This is a genomic window from Aliidongia dinghuensis (genome assembly GCF_014643535.1).
GTDB classification, from domain to species: Bacteria; Pseudomonadota; Alphaproteobacteria; order ATCC43930; family CGMCC-115725; genus Aliidongia; species Aliidongia dinghuensis.
In genome coordinates, this window is sequence record NZ_BMJQ01000018.1 from 129055 (window position 1) to 146918 (window position 17864).

Consider the following 17864-nt stretch of genomic DNA (forward strand, 5'->3'; position numbering starts at 1 on the left):
CTTGGTTATTTCATGTATTGGCCGAACAGCTCCTGGGCGTCGGACAGGAGGTCGAGCTGGCGCTTGACGGCGTCGCCCAGCCGGTCGGCGACATCCATCGTCAGGAGGCTCAGGCTGAAATGGATGCCGAGGGCCGAGCGGAACAGGAAATCGGAATCGGCCGGCAGCGCCACGACATGGGGCGTGATCTCGGCCGCCCAGTGGCAGAATTCGTCGCAGAACACGATGACGTCGGCACCACGCTCGCAGGCCGCCTTGGCCAGCACAGGCCCGTTCCGGCCATACCGGAACACGTCGATCAGGATCAGCGTGCGGCGGGGTGACGGGTCCGTCAGGATCTTGGCATAGACGCCGTCGCCGCCGTCGAGCTCATGGACGTTCGGCCGGACGTAGCCGAGCCTGAGTGCCAGGCCGGTCGCGAGATAGCTCATGGTCTGGAAGCCGGTGACGAACACGCTGTCGGCGTGGGCCACGAGCCGTGTGATGTCCTGCCAGATCGGCTTCGCCCGGTAATCGCAGACCTTGCGGATCGAGGCCACGGCCGCCTGGTACTGCACGTCATTGTCGAGCGAGGCGCGGGTCTTCTGGAACTCGTCGAACCGGCTGCCGATCCGGCTCGCGGATGGGCCATAGACATGCTGCTTCGTCACGTGGCGTGCCGCAGCCACGTTCTCGAAGCCCAGCTTCTTGAAGAAGCGGGTGACCGTCATGGCGCTGACGCCCGACCGTTCGGCGATGGCGGCGCTGGTCTCGATCAGGACGGCGTCAGGGTTGGCGGTGAGATAGGCCGCGATCCGCTTTTCGAGCTTGGTGAGCCCGGCGACCCGTTCGGCAATTACCGCAAGCAGGTTGTCGACCATGACGATGCTCCCCCATCGCTCGTCCGACAACCACGCTATGACGGAATGATATCGGTATCAATGAAATGTTATGGACATAACTTTTGCGCGACCGTCGCGAGGTCGCGAGGACCGGAGCGGTGAGTTTGCCGGGCATCGTCGCTCCGGGTGCCCGTTGCAGAAACATCACGGCTGGCCGGCACGCGCAGACCAGCATCGCGCCCCGCTTGAAGCCGGCCATGGCGGCGCTACCATGTCGCGAGGCAATCCTTCAGAGTGAACCGATCATGCGGCGCCTGGCAGGAGTTTCCGTTGTCGTCGTGGTCCTGGCCGCGCTCGGCCTCACCTTCCTGCTGAAGCCCGGCGCGCCCCCGCCGTCCGGCCCACCGCAGCAGGTTGCGGCGACGACGGCGCCGACGGCGGCCACGCCCGCTTCGGAAAAGCCCGCGCCAGAAAAACCCGCCCAGGAAAAGCCCACCCAGGAAAAGCCGACGCCGCCTGCGCCGTTCGGCTTCATCCGCGTCGTGACCGACCTCACCAAGCCGCAGCCGAGCGCCTGCCTGGTGTTCAGCCGCGCGCTCGACACGCGGTCCGAGACGCACTACGGCGACTGGGTCAAGCTGACACCCGCGGCCGACGCGCGCTTGCGCGTCCAGGACAAGGCGGTGTGCTTCGACGGCCTGTCGCTCGGCCGGCACTACAAGATCGCGATCGCGAGCGGCCTGCCGGCCGCAGACGGCAGCCGGATCGAGGCCGCGGCCGAGGCGACGGTCGATTTCGGCGACCGGGCGAAGCTCGTGAACTTCGCGGGCCAGGGCTTCATCCTGACACGCGACGCGCCGGGCGGGGTGACACTCGACACGGTCAACGTCGACAGCGTCGCCCTCGAGGTGCTGCGCATCAACGACCGGCTGGCGCCCGGCATGATCGACAGCCTGCGCAGCCAGGCGCCCAACTATCGCTACGCGCTGCAGACCCTGGTCGAGCAGTCGGCCCGCCCGGTCTGGTCCGGCACGATGGAGACCAAGGGGCCGCACAACGAGGTGGTCCACACCGCTTTCCCGCTCTCCAAGATCGCCGAGCCGCGCCAGCCGGGCGTCTATGTGCTGGTTGCGGCCAACGCCCAGGGCCTGAAGCCGCGCAATGCCGAGCACCAGTTCCTCTGGCAGCGCAGCGAGGATTGGGAATTCGCGAGCCAGCTGGTCGTCCAGACCGACATCGCGCTGACCGCGGTCAAGGCGGCCGACGGGCTGCATGTCTTCGCCCGCTCGCTCGCGACGGCGGCGCCGATGGGCGACGTCGAGATCCAGCTGCAGGCGCGCGACGCCCAGGTGCTGGGCAGCGCCAAGGCCGACGGCGGCGGCCATGCCGTCTTCGCGCCCGGCCTGCTGCGCGGCACGAACGCCGCCGCGGCGAACACGCTGGTCGCTTATGGCAAGGACCAGGATTTCGCGCTGCTCGACCTCAACCAGCCGGCGTTCGACCTGTCGGACCGCGGCGTCACCGGCCGCGACGCGAGCGGGCCGCTCGACGCCTTCGTCTATACCGAGCGCGGCATCTATCGCCCGGGCGAGCGCATCCATGCGGTGGCCCTGCTGCGCGACCGGATCGGCCAGGCGATCGAGAACGGCGGATTGGCACTGACGCTCAGGAAGCCGAACGGTGTCGCCTTCAAGAAGGCGACGCTCGAGCCCCAGGCAGCCGGCGGCTTCCGGCTCGACCTCGACCTGCCGGACACGGCGAGCCGCGGCATCTGGCACATCGAGGCCGCCGACGCCGACGGCAAGGTGATCGGCGAGACCGCGGTCGAAGTGCAGGATTTCGTGCCGCAGCGCCTCAAAGTGACGGCGCACGCCGCCGCAGCCAAGCTGCATCCGAAGGACCCGGTCGAGATCGCGATCGACGGCCGCTTCCTCTATGGCGCGCCGGCCGGCGGCCTCGGCGCCGAGGCCCACATGGCGGTCGCGGTCGATCAGGCGCCGTTCCCGCAATCGGCCCAGGGCTACCGCTTCGGCGTGCCGGGCGACAGCTTCAAGCCGCAGGAGATCGATCTCGAGGCCGGTACCAGCAATCCCGACGGCCATGCGGTCGCGACCGGCAAGCTCGACGTGGCGCCGCCGCCGAACGTTGCCTTGAAAGCGACCGTCACCGCGGGGTTGCAGGAGCCGGGCGGGCGGGTCACGAGCGACCAGGTGAGCCTGCCCATCCGCACGGCGCCGCTGATGATCGGCATCCGGCCGCGCTTCAAGGACGATCGCGTCCGCGAAGGGGACGAGGCCGGGTTCGAGATCATCGCGGTCGACGAGGACGGCAAGCCGGTCGCGGCCCGGCTGCATTGGACGCTCATCGAACGGATCGGCCATTACGACTGGTTCCTCACCGGCGGCCGGTGGAACTTCCATCGCACCGACACCGAGACGGCGCTCGCTTCCGACGACATCACCCAGAGCCCCGACCGACCCTCAGTCGTCACCCGCAAGTTCGACTGGGGCGACTATCGGCTGGTCGTCGAGGGGCCCGACGGCGCGACGGCGAGCTATGCGTTCCATTCCGGCTGGATGGCGACCGCCGGGGCCGCCGACACGCCCGACAAGGTCGACGTGACGGTCGAGCACGAGCGCTACAAGGTCGGCGAGACCGCCCGGTTGCGCATCGTGCCGCCCTATGCTGGCAAGGTCCGGCTGATGATGGCGCGGGACAAGGTCTTCGACGTCCGTGAGCTCGACGTGCCGCGCGAGGGCACCACGGTCGAGGTGCCGGTCAGCGCCGATTGGGGCAGCGGCGCCTATGCGCTGGTCTCGCTCTACCGGCCGGCCGACGGCGGCAAAGGCCATCTGCCGGTGCGCGCGATCGGGCTCGCCTGGATCGGCGCCGATCCGGGCGCCCATCTGCTCGACGTCTCGATGCGGCTGCCGGACAAGCTCGTGCCGCGCCAGACGGTCGAGGTGCCGGTCACCGTCAAGGGCGGCACCAACGGCGAGCCGGTCTATCTGACGCTCGCCGCGGTCGACGAGGGCATCCTGCAGCTGACCCGGTTCAAGACGCCCGATCCGGCCCAATTCTATTTCGGCCAGCGCCGGCTCGCGGTCGAGATCCGCGACGACTACGGCCATCTGCTTGACGGGACGGAGGGCGAGGCCGGCGCGCTCAGGAGTGGCGGCGACGCGTTCGGTGGCAAGGGCCTGCCGGTGGTACCGACCCGGTCAGTGGCGCTCTTCGAAGGCCCGGTCAAGCTCGACGCCGACGGCGCCGCCAAGGTCGCGCTCGCCGTGCCCGACTTCGAGGGCGAACTTCGGGTCATGGCGATCGCCTACAGCAAGTCCGGCGTCGGCCGGGCCGAGGCACCCTTGACCGTGCGCGACCCGGTCGTGCCCGACGTGGCGCTGCCGCGCTTCCTCGCCCCTGGCGACCAGGGAAGCATGACCGTGCTGGTCGACAATCGCGACGGGATAGCGGGCGACTATCGCTTCGAGGTCGCGGTCGAGGGTGCGGCACGCCTGCCGGAACCCAAGCCCTGGACCTTCCCGCTCGGGACCGGCGAGCGCAAGATCACGACGATCCCGATCGCCGGCGTCAGCGAGGGCATCGCCAAGGTCACCGCCACGCTCGCGGGCCCCAAGGGCCTCCGGATCGTGCGCGACTGGTCGATTTCCGTGCGCGGCGCCCATTACCCGATCACGCTCGAGACCGTGGCGCTGCAGCACCAGGGCGAGCGCTTCACCGTCGATCCCCACACGCTCGACGTCTTCGTGCCCGGCAGCATCACGACCCAGGTCAGCTACTCGAAGCTCGCCGGCATCGACGTGCCGGGCCTGCTGCAGTCGCTCTGGCGCTATCCCTATGGCTGTACGGAGCAGCTGTCCTCGACGGCCTTCCCGCTCGTCTATTACGACGATCCAGCGCTCGCGACCGGTGCCGCCGACAAGGCAGCGATCCGCCAGCGTGTGCAAGACGCGATCGACCGGATCGTCGACCGCCAGGATCCGGAAGGCACGTTCGGCCTGTGGCGTGCCGGCGACGGACTCTCGAGCGACTGGCTCAGCCTCTATGCCCTCGACTTCCTGCTGCATGCCAAGGCCGCAGGGTTCGACGTGGCGGACAGCGTGATCGAACGCGGCTACGCCAATGCCGAATCTCTGTTCCGCGAGCCCGACCGCGCCGGCGACAACGGCGGAGCACGCGGCACGGATGCGCTCGCCTATGCCGCCTGGCTGCTGGCGCCGGCCCATCGGGTCGATCTCGGCCGGCTGCGCCAGCTCCATGACGGGCTGCAGGCGCGCCAGACGCTCGTCGCCTGGGACAACCGGCAGGGCAGCGAGGCGGACCCGATGGCGCTCGGCCAGCTGAGCGGCGCGCTCGCCGTGCTGGGCGACCGGTCGCGCGGCGCCAGCGCCCTGCGCTTCGCCGTCAGCGGCATCGAGCGCCCGTTCGTAGCCCAGTGGTGGGAACGGCTCGTCTATTGGTCCCGCCTGCGCGACGCCGCGGGCGTGCTGGCGATCGCGTCCGAGAGCGGCCAACTTAACGCCGTTCAGCCGCTGGTGCCGAAGCTGCAGGCGCTAAGCAAGACGCCGGATCTGCTCTCGACCCAGGAAAAGGCCTGGCTGCTGGTCGCGGCCCATGCGGTGACGGCCGGCGAGGCCTCGGTCGAGCTTTCGCTCAACGGCAAGCCCGTGACCGGCACCCACGGACAGGCTGCGTTCCTGCCGACCGCCGCGGAGATCGCCGCCGGCTATACCATCACGCCATCGCAGGACCTGTGGCGCACGCTAGTCGTCCACGGTTCGCCCGCGACGGCGCCCTCTGCCATCAGCGCGGGCTTGCATCTCGAAAAATCGTTCCTCGCCATGGACGGCACGGTGCTCGACCCGGCGGCGCTGCCGCAGAACCGCCGGTTCATCGTCTCGCTCTCGGGCTCGTCCAACGACCATGCGCTGCATCGCCTCGCCCTCGTCGACCTGCTGCCGGCGGGCTGGGAGATCGAGGCGATATTGCGCCCGGACCAGGCGCCGGATTTCCTGGGCCAGCTCACCCGGCTACGCATCGGCGAGGCGCGCGACGACCGGCTGGTGGCAGCGCTCGACCTGGGTGAGGAGGGCTATCGCTACTTCCATCTCTGGCAGAGCGAAGAGGACAAGAATGCCGACGAGGACGCGAAGGAAGGCAAGTTCCACGTCGCCTATGTCGTGCGTGCCGTAACCCCCGGCACGTTCACGCGGCCGGAGGCGGTGGTCGAGGACATGTATCATCCCGGCACCATGGCGCGGACCGCGGCGGGCACGGTCCAGGTGACGGCGCCCTGACCATGTCCGGGCGCTTGCGCCAGGCGTTCGCCGCCCTGCTGGCGGTCACAGCGGGCGCGCTGCTGCTCGACCGGCTGCTGCCGCCCGATCTCCATCGCTGGCAGGACCGGTCGGCGGTGCTGACCGCCCATGACGGCACGGTGCTGAACGTGGCGACGACGCGCGATGGCATGTGGCGGCTTGGTACCCGGCCCGACGCGGTCGACCCGCATTACCTCGACATGCTGCTCGCGGCCGAGGACCACCGGTTCCGCGACCATCCCGGCATCGACCCGCTGGCCGCCACCCGCGCCGCCTGGCAGCTCATCCGGACCGGCCGCATCGTCTCCGGCGGCTCGACCTTGACCATGCAGGTGGCGCGCCTGCTGGAGCCGCACCCGCGCTCGGTCCTGGGCAAGCTGCACGACGCGATCCGCGCGATCCAGCTCGAGGAACGCTACGGCAAGGACGAGATCCTCGCCATGTACCTGACGCTGGCACCGTTCGGCGGCAATGTCGAAGGGGTCCGGGCCGCCTCGCTCACCTGGTTCGGCCATGAGCCGGACCGGCTGACGCCGGGCGAGGCCGCGATCCTGGTGGCGCTGCCGCAGCGGCCGGCAGCGCTCCGCCCCGACCGCCACCCGGCACGGGCCCTTGCCGCCGCGGGTCGGGTGCTGGATCGCCTGGTCGACGAGGGGCGGCTGCCGGAGGCCGATCGCGAGACGCCGCCGCCCACGATCGCGCGGCGCTATCCGTTCCAGCACCTGGCGCCCCAGGTCGCAAGCCGGCTTCATCGCAGCGACGGCGAACCCGTCCGCACGCTCATCGACGCCGGCATCCAACGCGGCATCGAACGCGAGGCGGCCGATGCGGTCCGGGCGATGACCGACGGCGGCGACGTCGCCATCCTGGTTGTCGAGAACCGCGAGCTCGCGATCCGCGGCTGGGTCGGCGGCGTGCGCAGTGCGCTCGACCTGGCCCGTCGCCGCCGCTCGCCCGGCTCAGCGTTGAAACCATTCATCTATGGCCTGGCGTTCGACGATCTGGCACTCCTGCCTGAGACGCTGGTCGAAGATCGGCCGCTCCGGATCGGCGACTATGCGCCCGAGAATTTCGATCGCGGCTTCCACGGCGAGGTGACGGCGCGCGAGGCGCTGCAGCAGTCCCTGAACGTGCCGGCGATAGCACTCTTGGATCGGCTCGGCCCCGGGCGGCTCGCGGCAACCCTGCGCGACGCCGGCGCGCGGCTCGATTTTCCCGCGGGCGACTTGGGCCCCAGCCTGCCGCTCGCCTTGGGCGGCGTCGGCATCAGCCTTCTCGACCTGACCCGGCTCTATGTCGGCCTGGCCCATGACGGCCGCGCGGCGCCGCTGCGCCTCGTGCCGGGCGCCGTCCCCGGCGAGGCCACCCTCATGACGCCCCATGCGGCGCGCGAGATCACGGCGATCCTGCGCGGCTCGCCGCCGCCCGACGGGCGGATGCCGCGGGCGCTTGCCGCCGGGGCCCGGCCGATCGCCTACAAGACCGGCACGTCCTACGGCTTCCGCGACGCCTGGGCGGTGGGCTACAGCCCCGACTGGACGATCGGCGTCTGGACCGGCCGCGCCGACGGGTCGCCCCGACCCGGCGCCTACGGCCGCAATACGGCGGCGCCGCTGCTGTTTACGCTCTTCGACCTGCTGCCGGCCGAAACGAGCGCCGACGGCCCCGCGGCCCTCGCCGAGGCCGGTCCGTCGACGCCGCTGCCGCGCGCCCTCGAACGGTTCGCCGATCGCGACGGGCTGCATGCCCTGCCCAAGGCAAACCCGCCGCGCATCCTGTTCCCGCCCGACGGCGCGCAGATCGACGTCGCGGACGAGACCGGCCGGCTCGGGCCGCTGCAGCTCGAGGCCGATAGCGGCACGCCACCCTATCGCTGGTCGGTGAACGGCGTGCCGCTGCCGTCGCCCGGCCTTGCCGCCCCGGTGCAATGGCAGCCGGACGGGCCGGGCTTCGCCCGCGTGACCGTGACCGACGCCACCGGCCGGCGCACGAGCGCCACCATACGGTTGCGCTAGCTCACCCGCTCGATCAGCGCCATCGCCGCCTGCGGATTGCGCTCCTTGAAGCCGCTGATGACATAGAGGAACACGTCGCGCGCCGTCTTTTCCGCTGCCGGCGCGCCGGCCGTCATGAGCCCCTCGGGCGTGCCGCCCTCGGCCCAGTGGCGCGCGATGCCGGCCCAGCGGTCGAGGTCGGCCGGCCCATATCCCAAGGTTTCGCCTGCTTTCGTGCCCATGATGCGGGCATAGACGAAGGGCGCCGTCACGTCGGCGATCTGCGGGAATTCGGAATCGCCGGCGATGATGACCGCGACGCCATGCTCGCGGGCGAGCGCCACGAAATCCGGGCTACGGAAGCTTTCATGGCGCACCTCGACCGCGTGGCTGAGCGCACGGCCGTCGACGCTTTTCGGCAGCAGCTTCAGGAAGGCCGCGAAATCGTCCGGATCGAACTTCTTCGTGCCCATGAACTGCCAGTTGATCGGGCCGAGCTTGCCCTTGAGCTCGGTGATGCCGCTGGTCACGAACTTCTCGATCGATGGGCCGGCCTCGGCCAGCACGCGCCGGTTGGTCGCAAAGCGCGGCCCTTTGAGCGTGAAGACGAAATCATCCGGCGTCTCGTCGTGCCAGCGCGCAAAGCTCTCCGGCTTCTGCGAGCCGTAATAGGTGCCGTTGATCTCGATCGAGGTGAGCTTGCCGCTGGCGAATTCCAGCTCGCGCTTCTGCGCCAGCCCGTCCGGATAGAAGCTGCCGCGCCAGGGCTCGTAGGTCCAGCCGCCGATGCCGATCCGGATGCGTGACGCCGTCCGCTCTGCCATTTCCGTCTCTCTCCCTTCGCCGGGTTGCGCCCGCCGCGGCCGATGCGAAACGCCGCCGCCGGCGCCATCATCTCTCAGCTATGCAGGTTCGCTTACTATCTCCTCGTGTGGCAATAGCCTTTGAACTCTACCGGCTCTAGATGCTGACGCCACTCGCCACTAGGAAGACGACAGTAGAAATTAGATTCTTCTAGGCGAGTCGATCGAAATACTGCACTATAACCTTGCAGTGCCGCACCTTTGACGCCTGTGTGATCCATCGCACATTGGCCGTGCCGGATCTAATCTAATACAAGCTGACCGAGAATCGCGCCCCGTAAGACCGCCGGAGCCGCTTCGATGGAACTCTATGCGCTTGACGACGAGGTCACGCTGCACGAAACGGCGCTGCCTGCCCTCGCCGGCCGCGATCGCCTGCCGTCGCTCGTGACGCTCGCCTGGTATCTGCGCCAGCGTGATTCCGTGCGGGCGTCAGCGCTCGCGGACGAGGCGGCGCGGCTCCTGGACCGGGCGCCGCCGGACGCGGAGACGCTGCGCCGACGCGCGCGCCTCGATCTGGTGCGGGGCGAGATCGCCGTGCTGCAATGCCGATTCGACGACGCGCGGGCCGCCCTCGCCCGGGCAGACCGGGTGTTCGCCGCCCTCGACGACTCGATCGGTCTCGGCGATTCGGCGCTGATCGTCAACCTCATGCACATGAGCTGCGGCGTCGCCAGGGGCGCCCGCGAGAGCGCCGAGTGCGCGCGCGAGCATTACGCGCGCGGGTCCGATACGCTGCGCCGGCGGATTGCCGAGAGCTGGCTTCTGCTGCTGCTCGCCTATTGCGACGTCGGCGCGGCCGAGCAGCGGCTCGTCGCCATGGACGGCGGCACGCCGAGCGCCCATGACGACGGGCCCTGCCCGTACGCCAACGAGCACCCGGCTCTCGCCGCCGTGCTGCTGACGGCGCGCGCGGTCGTCTACCGGGCGCGCAACGAATGGTCGCTGGCGCTGTTGTGCGCCGCCCGGGCGCGGCAGCGGGCCGAAGCCGCGGGGCTCGTCCGCTACGCGATCGCCATCGCGGACAATGCCAGCTGGTACCTGCAGGAGCTGGGCGATCTCGACGCGGCGGCCGAATGGATGGACCGGGAATATGTCGAGGCCCGCGCCACGGGCTGGCGCTCCGTCCTCGCCTTCTCAATCACGCGGCTTGGCGATCTCTTGCGCCAGCTGGGCCAGCTCGAGCGCAGCCGGGAGGTGCTGGAGGAAGCGGTGGCGCTTTACAGCCACTTTCCGGACGGCACCAACAAGGGCGTCACCCATCGGGTGCTCGGCAAGACGCTGCTGGCGCTCGATCGGCCCGACGAGGCGCTCGCCGCCTACGAGGTCGCGATCCGCATCTTCCGAACCGAGGATTATCACGAGAGCCTGGCGAACGCGCTGATCGGCGCCGCCCAGACCCTGTCGCACGCCGGCCGGGTCGAGGAGGCGCTGCAGCGGATTGAGGCGGCGCGCCAGGTCGCAACCGCGCACCACATCAAGACCGCCCAGATCGAGCACGTGCGCGCGCTCGCCGAAATCCACCAGCGCCATGACCTGCCGTCGCCCGCCGGCATGCGCGAGCCCACGGCCGTCGTGCATTATCTCGAACAGGCGCTGACCATCGGCAGGGCGGTCGACGGCTGGCAGGCGCCCGTCGACCTGCTGATGGACCTGTCGACCGGCTGGGAGGCGGCCGGTTACAACGTCCGGGCGCTCGATTACCTGAAGCGGGCCGTGGCGGCGGAGCGGCGCGAGGGCCATCGGCGTGCCGCCAACCGGACGCTGGTGCTGCAGATCCACCACGAGACGGAGCAGGCGCGGCTCGCGACGATCCACAGCGCCGAGCTCGCCCGGGCCGAAGCGGAACGGATGGCGGCGCTCGAGACCGCGCTCGCCGAGCTGCGCGAGGCCCAGGCCGAGGTCGAGATGCGGCGCGCCGAGTTCGAACGCCTGTCGCTGCTCGATCCGCTGACCGGTGCCGGCAACCGCCGGCACTTCGACGACCGGGCCGCGGCCGAGATCGCCCGCGCGCACCGGGACACGCGGCCGCTCGGCGTCGTCATGTTCGACATCGACCATTTCAAGCACGTCAACGACCACTTCGGCCATGCCGCGGGCGACGCGGTGATCCGCCGGGTCGTCGAGGTCGCCCGCGGCATGCTGCGGCCGAGCGACTTCATCGGCCGGCTGGGCGGCGACGAGTTCGTGCTGTTGGTCCCGGGCGCCGACACCGGCGACGCGCGCCATCTGGCGGAACGGGTGTGGGACACGATCGCCAGCACGGCGATCGCGATCGGCGAGCCCGACGATCCGACGCCGATCGCCATCACCGCAAGCTTCGGCGTGGCCATGCTCGGCGCGGACGAGACCGCGATCGAGCCGGCGCTCGCCCGCGCCGACGCAGCGCTCTACACCGCCAAGCGCGCCGGCCGCAACCAGGTCGTGGGTGAGGAGCGCGTGCGGTAGGGCGGCCCGGCTATTGCGGGCCGCCGGCGCGGTCGAGCGCGAGTTTGCGCGCAGCGAGCGCGGCGGCGAGGCGGCAACGGCGGCATTCCGGTGCGCGGGGAGCCAGTTCCTGCTCCAGCCGCCGCAGCGCCGACCAGGCTGCCCGCCCATCGGCCGCGAGCGGCCGATGGCTCAAGAGCCCGGCGGCGACGCGGTCCCACAGGGCACCGCGGGCATCCGGCAATTGGCCGGCGGCAAGCGGCTCAGCCAGGCGGGCGGCAAGCGCGCCGCCCGTGCCGGGCGCGGCCCCGGTCGCAAGGCCGGCAGTGACTACGAGCGCCGCGCCCAGGTCGGGTTCGCCGCCGACGAGGGCCTCGACCGTCGACGGCGCATCGAGGAAGCCGGCGAGGAACCGGTCGACGAGAGCCGTCGCCGCCGGCGACAGGTCCGGCGTCAGGAGATCGAGCAGCCGGGCGATCTTGGTGATCGGGGCCGCCCCATCGTCGAGATGGCGTGCCACCGCCCGCAGCGCCAGGAACTCGTGATCGACCGTGCCGAGCGCGCGGATGCGCGCCAGCAGCATGTCGAGGCCGCCCGGATCCAGGTCGGGCAGGCGCGGCACCCAGGCCGCCGCCGCCCGCGCATTGCGCTGGTGCTCGGCCAGCAGCCGTTCGAGCGTCTGAGCCCGGGCGTTCGGGTCGCCGGTCGCCTGCAATGCTGCGACCTTGCGCACGGCCGAGGCCAGCAGCGCCTCGTGCGCCTGCAGCCGGCGCGCCCAGCCTTCGTCGGTCAGGAGTTCGAGCGGCGAGGCGCCCAGCACGTCGAGCAGCCCGCGCAGCAGCATGCCGATGAACTGGCAGGCCGGCCGCTGCAGCAGGTCGCCGGGCGTCTCGCAGCGCGGGCCGCCGTCGCGGATCGGCGCCAGGCCGATGATCTTCGTGCCGGTCCCGGCATCGTCGAGGCACAGGAACTCGCTCACCGCGAGCGAGCCGTCGGGCCGGAGCCGCTCGCGCACCACCTTGACCGAGCGGGTGCCCTGGATCTCGAGCTGGGCGGTCGCCAGGCGCCGGATCCTGGCCTCGAACTGGGCGAGCGCCGCGCGGCCCGGCCGGGCGCCCTCGCCTGCCATGACCATGGCGACTTGCCAATGGCCGTCACGGAGCGCCAGGATCTCGTATGTCTCGCCGGCGCCTGGAAGACGTCTGCCCGACATGGGTACGAGTCCTCAAAGGAGCTTCAGGGATGTCGCCATCCCGGATCGGGCATTATCGCGCGCGACCGGTTAACCGTCCCTTGAACGGTAGCCATCAATCACGGTCCGATGCGGCACGATCGGTGCCGGGGTAGGGTCGACAGCCGTCGCCCGATCGGCCCAGGATGGCGAACCTTCCGCCCCCTGATCCGGAGCCCCCATGCTGAAAGACCGGTCCGTCGCCCGCGGCACGATCCATGCCCTGACCGTCGCGAGCGACGTGCTCGCCGGCAACCTGCTCGGCGACCCGACGCCGCGGGCCGTGCCGGTCTATGTCCCGGCCGGCCACGACGGGCGCGGCCTGCCGCTGCTGGTCGACATCGTGGGCTACACCGCCGGCGGCCCCGTGCACATCAATTGGAAGAATTTCGGCGAGAACGTGCCGGAACGGCTCGACCGCCTGATCGGCACGGGCGCCATGCCGCCGGTCGTAGTCGCCTTTCCCGACTGCTTCACCCGGCTCGGCGGCAACCAGTACATCAACAGCGCCGCGATGGGCCGCTGGGAGGATTTCCTGATCGACGAGATGCTGCCGGCGGTCGAGGCCCGGTTCGGCTGCGGCGGCGCCGGGCGGCGCGGCCTCTTCGGCAAGAGCTCGGGCGGCTACGGCGCCATCGTCCATGCGCTGCGCCGGTCCGACACCTGGGCCGCGGCAGCGTGCCATTCGGGCGACATGGGCTTTGAGCTCTGCTATCTGGCCGACCTGTTCGAGACGATCCGCCGGCTCGGCAAGCACGAGCGCTCGATCGAGAAGTTCATGACCCATTTCGACGCGGCGCCGAAGCCGGCCGACGCCGATCTCAAGGTGCTGATGATCCTGGCGATGGCAGCGACCTACGACCCGGACCCCGAGGCCTATCTGGGCATCCGCCTGCCGCTCGACATCGAGACCGGCGAGCGGATCGAGGCACGCTGGGCCAATTGGCTCGCCTGGGATCCGGTCGTCATGGTCGATCGGCTGGGCGAGAATCTCCGGTCGCTCAAGGGCCTGTTCATCGATTGCGGCTCGGACGACCAGTTCAACCTGGTGTTCGGCGCGCGACAGCTGCACCGGAAGCTGGAGCAGCGCGGCATCCCCCATCGCTACGAGGAATTTCCCGACGATCATTCCTCGGTCGACTACCGCATGGACGAAAGCCTGCCGTTCCTGGCCCGGGCGCTCACGGCCTGAGGGCCGCGATAAAGTGACGGCGATCCGATAGATCGCCGTCGCAAAATTCAGGTCTAAACGAATGATCTTGCCGGGCGCGAAAAGGTGCTACGCGCGCGGTGCGAGAAGGTGCTGGCTGCAGGTGCTTCATGTTCCCGGCGCTGGACGGCGCCTCGATACGGAACTTACCTGCAGTCTGTTGACGAGCCGTAACCAAGCGGCCGGCCATCGGATAAATTCGATCGGATCTTTCCGATCGGGTTCATTCCGGCAGGGGCAGCGGATCGACCTCGCCCGGCACGGGACCGAACCGGCCGGCACGCCAGTCGTCCTTGGCGCATTCAAGCCGTTCCTTCGAGCTCGAAACGAAGTTCCACCAGATGTAGCGCGGGCCCTCGAGCGGCTCGCCGCCGAGCAGCATCAGCCGGCTCGGCGCCGTCGCGGTTAGCACGATCTCGGCGTCCGGCTTCAGCACCATCATCTGACCGGCCTCGAACGGCTCGCCGCCGACCGTGACGGCGCCTTCGACCAGATAGGCCGCCCGCTCGATCCAGTCCGCCGGGATCTCGAGCCTGGCACCCGTTGCCATCGCCACGTCGGCATGGAACAGGTCGGAGGCGGTTGCGACGGGCGAGCGCGCACCGTAAAGCGCGCCGGCGATGAGCCGGACCTTGAGCCCCTCGCCCTCGACGACCGGCAAGGCTTCCTTCCCGTGATGGGCGAAGGCCGGCACCTGCTCCTCGAATGCTGCCGGCAGTGCCACCCAGGACTGGATGCCGTGCAGCCGGGCACCGTCCGGCCTGAGCTCGGCCGGCGTCCGTTCGGAATGCGCGATGCCGCTGCCGGCAGTCATCCAGTTGACGTCGCCCGGCTGGATCACGAGCTCGGTGCCGAGCGAATCGCGATGCATGAGCGCGCCGTCGAACAGATAGGTCACGGTCGAAAGCCCGATATGCGGATGGGCGCGCACGTCGATGCCGGCTGGCGCCTCGAACGTGACCGGCCCCATGTGATCGAGGAAGATGAACGGGCCGACCATGCGCCGCTGCGCATAGGGCAGCACGCGCCGGACCTCGAAACCGCCCAGGTCGCGCGCGCGGCCCAGGATCACCATCTCGACCGGCCCCTCGGGCTCCAGCAAACCGCTCATAACATTGTCCTTCCGTCTGGAGACGTCGATCATCGGGTTACGATAAGGTTGCACCTTCGGTCCGTGGCGGGCAATCTCCCGCGCTTTCGTGGAAAGGGGGGATTACCCATGCGCGCCTTCGACAACCAGCTGACCGGCAATCGCCCGATCCGTCGCACGCCCGAGGAAAAGCAGAAGCAGCTGCGCCAGTTGAAGCAGCAGCTCGAGATGCTGCCGGCGCGCGCCCAGGACGTGACGCGCCAGGCGATCAAGACCAAGATCGCCGAACTCGAGGCGGAGCTCGCCACCCTCACCAAGCCGGGCGCCAGCTCAACGCACGGCGACCGCCCGCGCCGTTGAACCGCTAAACGCCAAGCCGGTCGGCGAGCTCGCCGAAATCCTCGACCACCAGGTCGAGCCCATGGTCGTCCGGCAGGTCGTGCTTCTCGCCGGTGCCGTATTCGGCGCGGCGCCAGACGTAGCAGGTGCGGAAGCCCTGGCCGCACGCGGCCACCAGATCCGAATAATGCGCCGCGACCATGAGGCAGCGGCCCGGCGGCACGTCGAGCAGCCGGGCCGTGGCGAGATAGGCCTCCGGCATGGGCTTGTAGGCGTGCGCGACCTCGGCGCCCAGGACCGCGTCCCAAGGCAGGCCTGCCCGTTTCGCCATATTGACCGTCAATCGGACATTGCCGTTCGACAACGTCGCCAGCACGTAGCGCCGCTTCAGCCTGGTCAGTGCCGCCACCGCGTCCGGCCAGGGGTCGAGCCGGTGCCACACCCGGACGAAATCGGCAATCTCGGCCTCGTCGAGGCCATGGATGCCGAACTGGGCCAGTACCTGCAGCAGCCCCTCGCGATGCAGCTGGTCGAGCGGCACCCACGGCCGCCGGCCATCGCGCACGGAGCCGAGCAGCGGCTGGTAAAGCCCGCGCCAGGCATCGGCGAAGTGGCCCCAATCGACCGCGAGCCCATGTTTGGCACCGAGCGCCGTCCCATCGCGGATAATGCCGCCGCGCCAATCGACCACAGTGCCGAACACGTCGAACGTCAGGGCGTCGATCTCGTCGGGCGTCATCCGTTCCTCCCTGGTGCGCCGGCCTAATCGCGATCTTTCATGTCGGCGAGCGCCGCCGCCGTCTCCGCTGACATGACCGCGCTCGCCGGCGCGAGCGTGGCCGGCCCGAGTGTGACTGGCCCGAGTGTGACTGGCCCGGTCAAGGCCAGGGACGGGGCCGGCGGCGGGACCGACGCCTCGTGCGACAGGCCCAGTAAACCATCCACCACAAGCAAGCCCAGCGCAATCACCGCCAGGAATGGATTGAGCCGCTGAGCGGCGGCATCGAGCGAGGCACGGGTCATGAGCGTTCTCACATGATTCGTGTTTCATGTCACGTATCAGACTTGACCCGACTCCGCAAGCCGCGGCAGGATCCGCCGCACTCTCGGATCGCCTGCCGCGATCCGTCCGCCTGCCGAGGTTCCTTGCCGATGGAAGCCGCCAAGCTCAGCCGCTCGACGCTGGCCGATGCCGCCTACCAGGCGGTGCGCACGCTGCTGCTCGACGGCGGCCGGCATGCCCCGGGCGACAAGATCAGCGTCGAGGCGCTGACGCGCGAACTGGGCGTCAGCCGGTCGCCGGTGTGGAGCGCCATCGCGCGCCTGGAGGCCGAGGGCATCGTCGAGGTCCATCCGCGCCAGGGCGTGTTCCTGATCGGCTTTTCCGCGGAGAAGGTGCAGGCCCTGTTCGAGGCGCGCGAGGCGCTCGAAGGCATGGCGGCGCGGCTCGCTGCCGAGCGCATCCGGCCGGAGGTGCTAACTGCACTCAGCCGGTCGCTCGAGGCCCAGCGCGCCATTCTCGCCGCCGACGACCGTGCCCGCTATCCCGAGGAGACCCAGCGGTTCCACGGCCTCGTCACCGCGGCCGCCGGCAACCCGGTCATCGAGCAGCAGCTCGGCCGCATCTATGCCCAGGTCGCGGCCATGTGCAGCCGGCACCGGACGACGGCGCAGCTCGACGCGCATGTCGACGACCATGCGGCCCTGGTGGCCGCACTCGCCGCGGGCGACGCCGATCGGGCCGAGGCCCTGAGCCGCGCCCATGCCCGTCGCCTCGCCGAGGCGGCGCTCGCCGGGCTCGGGTCTCGGCCGGAATAGCGCGATCGGCCGGAAACAGCAGGGGCCGGCGGATCGCTCCGCCGGCCCCACTGGTCTTGGTGAATGGCGCCCGCCCGCGATCAGGTAGGCTTGTTCTTGTCCTTTTGCTCCGGCTGATGCGCGGGCGCCGGCGGCCGCGGCGCCGCATGGGCCGGGGCCGGCTGTGCCGGCGGCCGAGCAGCAGGCGGATGGAACGCCGTCGGGTTCTTCTCCTCCTGATGCTCTTGCGGCTTCGGTTGCGGATGAGGCTGCGGTTGCGGGCGAGGCTGCGGCTGAGGTTGTGGGTGCGGCTGCGGTTGCGGTTGGACATGCGGCGCCGGCTGCGGCTGGACGTGCTGCACCTGCGGAGCCGGCTGAGGATGCGGCTGCGGCACGGCCTGGGGATGCGGCTGGGCCTGGGGTTGGGGCTGTGGCCGGAACTGCGCCGGCGCCTGCGGCTGGGCCTGCGGGTGAGGCTGCTGCTGGGGTTGAGGTTGCGGCCTCGGCTGGGCCGGCGGCTGTGCCACCGGATGCGGCTGGGCGGCACCGCCCTGCGGCGCGGCCTGACCCGGCGGATGCGGCTGCGGCACGGCTTGGGGCTGCGCCACGGCCGGCTGCGACGGGCCATGGGACTGCGGCGCTGGCTGACCCGGCGCATGCGGTTGCGGCACGGCCTGCGGCTGGGCAACCGCCGGCTGCGACGGACCATGGGGCTGCGGTGCCGGCTGACCCGGCGCATGCGGTTGCGGCACG

The 17864-nt window shown here is 70.3% G+C and carries 13 protein-coding genes; 7 read left to right on the top strand and 6 right to left on the bottom strand.

Annotated features, from left to right (window positions below; all coding sequences use genetic code 11):
• Positions 1-5 precede the first annotated feature (5 nt).
• Entirely contained in the window at positions 6-860 is an 855-nt protein-coding gene (locus tag IEY58_RS28085) for a MurR/RpiR family transcriptional regulator (RefSeq protein ID WP_189051471.1), read from the bottom strand.
• 266 nt (positions 861-1126) lie between these two features.
• Between IEY58_RS28085 and IEY58_RS28090 the strand changes: the two genes are divergently transcribed.
• Together IEY58_RS28090 and pbpC are read left to right on the top strand one after the other, a co-directional pair.
• Positions 1127-6139, top strand: a complete 5013-nt coding sequence (locus tag IEY58_RS28090; RefSeq protein WP_189051472.1) for an alpha-2-macroglobulin family protein — start codon at positions 1127-1129, stop codon at positions 6137-6139.
• Positions 6140-6141: 2 nt separating this feature from the next.
• The gene (gene pbpC, locus IEY58_RS28095; protein WP_189051473.1) at positions 6142-8175 is read left to right on the top strand and encodes a penicillin-binding protein 1C; all 2034 of its coding nucleotides are present in this window, start codon (positions 6142-6144) and stop codon (positions 8173-8175) included.
• Here pbpC and IEY58_RS28100 read toward each other — a convergent pair.
• On the bottom strand, positions 8172-8978 hold the full coding sequence (locus IEY58_RS28100; RefSeq protein WP_189051474.1) for a DUF72 domain-containing protein: 807 nt from the start codon (positions 8976-8978) through the stop codon (positions 8172-8174). The genes pbpC and IEY58_RS28100 overlap by 4 nt on opposite strands.
• Before the next feature lie 339 nt (positions 8979-9317).
• On the opposite strand from IEY58_RS28100, the gene IEY58_RS28105 reads away from it, so the two are divergent.
• On the top strand, positions 9318-11465 hold the full coding sequence (locus IEY58_RS28105; RefSeq protein ID WP_189051475.1) for a tetratricopeptide repeat-containing diguanylate cyclase: 2148 nt from the start codon (positions 9318-9320) through the stop codon (positions 11463-11465).
• A 10-nt stretch (positions 11466-11475) separates the two neighbouring features.
• Here the strand turns inward: IEY58_RS28105 and IEY58_RS28110 are convergent, their stop codons facing one another.
• Complete coding sequence (locus IEY58_RS28110) at positions 11476-12657, bottom strand: hypothetical protein (RefSeq protein WP_189051476.1); 1182 nt, start codon at positions 12655-12657, stop codon at positions 11476-11478.
• Between the two features lie 199 nt (positions 12658-12856).
• On the opposite strand from IEY58_RS28110, the gene IEY58_RS28115 reads away from it, so the two are divergent.
• Entirely contained in the window at positions 12857-13867 is a 1011-nt protein-coding gene (locus IEY58_RS28115) for an alpha/beta hydrolase (RefSeq protein WP_189051477.1), read from the top strand.
• 241 nt (positions 13868-14108) lie between these two features.
• Here the strand turns inward: IEY58_RS28115 and IEY58_RS28120 are convergent, their stop codons facing one another.
• Positions 14109-14996 (bottom strand): pirin family protein, encoded by an 888-nt coding sequence (locus IEY58_RS28120; RefSeq protein ID WP_229744000.1) that lies wholly within the window; start codon positions 14994-14996, stop codon positions 14109-14111.
• Between the two features lie 108 nt (positions 14997-15104).
• On the opposite strand from IEY58_RS28120, the gene IEY58_RS28125 reads away from it, so the two are divergent.
• A complete protein-coding gene (locus IEY58_RS28125; RefSeq protein WP_189051478.1) occupies positions 15105-15335 on the top strand; it encodes a hypothetical protein in 231 nt (76 codons plus the stop codon).
• Between the two features lie 4 nt (positions 15336-15339).
• Here the strand turns inward: IEY58_RS28125 and IEY58_RS28130 are convergent, their stop codons facing one another.
• Entirely contained in the window at positions 15340-16053 is a 714-nt protein-coding gene (locus IEY58_RS28130; RefSeq protein WP_189051479.1) for a haloacid dehalogenase type II, read from the bottom strand.
• 23 nt (positions 16054-16076) lie between these two features.
• Complete coding sequence (locus tag IEY58_RS28135) at positions 16077-16337, bottom strand: hypothetical protein (RefSeq protein WP_189051480.1); 261 nt, start codon at positions 16335-16337, stop codon at positions 16077-16079.
• Positions 16338-16466: 129 nt separating this feature from the next.
• Between IEY58_RS28135 and IEY58_RS28140 the strand changes: the two genes are divergently transcribed.
• Together IEY58_RS28140 and IEY58_RS28145 are read left to right on the top strand one after the other, a co-directional pair.
• Positions 16467-17132, top strand: coding sequence for a GntR family transcriptional regulator (locus tag IEY58_RS28140; RefSeq protein ID WP_189051481.1), 666 nt, complete (start codon positions 16467-16469; stop codon positions 17130-17132).
• A 188-nt stretch (positions 17133-17320) separates the two neighbouring features.
• Positions 17321-17864: hypothetical protein (locus tag IEY58_RS28145; RefSeq protein ID WP_189051482.1), on the top strand; the 544-nt coding region annotated here is incomplete at its 3' end.

What these genes read in the sequence shown, in the direction of transcription:
- IEY58_RS28110 (WP_189051476.1), bottom strand. Translation starts at nt 12,657, where the DNA reads ATGTCGGGCAGACGTCTTCCAGGCGCCGGCGAGACATACGAGATCCTG.
- IEY58_RS28085 (WP_189051471.1), bottom strand. Translation starts at nt 860, where the DNA reads ATGGTCGACAACCTGCTTGCGGTAATTGCCGAACGGGTCGCCGGGCTC.
- IEY58_RS28130 (WP_189051479.1), bottom strand. Translation starts at nt 16,053, where the DNA reads ATGACGCCCGACGAGATCGACGCCCTGACGTTCGACGTGTTCGGCACT.
- IEY58_RS28090 (WP_189051472.1), top strand. Translation starts at nt 1,127, where the DNA reads ATGCGGCGCCTGGCAGGAGTTTCCGTTGTCGTCGTGGTCCTGGCCGCG.
- IEY58_RS28125 (WP_189051478.1), top strand. Translation starts at nt 15,105, where the DNA reads ATGCGCGCCTTCGACAACCAGCTGACCGGCAATCGCCCGATCCGTCGC.
- IEY58_RS28120 (WP_229744000.1), bottom strand. Translation starts at nt 14,996, where the DNA reads ATGAGCGGTTTGCTGGAGCCCGAGGGGCCGGTCGAGATGGTGATCCTG.
- pbpC (WP_189051473.1), top strand. Translation starts at nt 6,142, where the DNA reads ATGTCCGGGCGCTTGCGCCAGGCGTTCGCCGCCCTGCTGGCGGTCACA.
- IEY58_RS28140 (WP_189051481.1), top strand. Translation starts at nt 16,467, where the DNA reads ATGGAAGCCGCCAAGCTCAGCCGCTCGACGCTGGCCGATGCCGCCTAC.
- IEY58_RS28100 (WP_189051474.1), bottom strand. Translation starts at nt 8,978, where the DNA reads ATGGCAGAGCGGACGGCGTCACGCATCCGGATCGGCATCGGCGGCTGG.
- IEY58_RS28105 (WP_189051475.1), top strand. Translation starts at nt 9,318, where the DNA reads ATGGAACTCTATGCGCTTGACGACGAGGTCACGCTGCACGAAACGGCG.
- IEY58_RS28115 (WP_189051477.1), top strand. Translation starts at nt 12,857, where the DNA reads ATGCTGAAAGACCGGTCCGTCGCCCGCGGCACGATCCATGCCCTGACC.
- IEY58_RS28135 (WP_189051480.1), bottom strand. Translation starts at nt 16,337, where the DNA reads ATGACCCGTGCCTCGCTCGATGCCGCCGCTCAGCGGCTCAATCCATTC.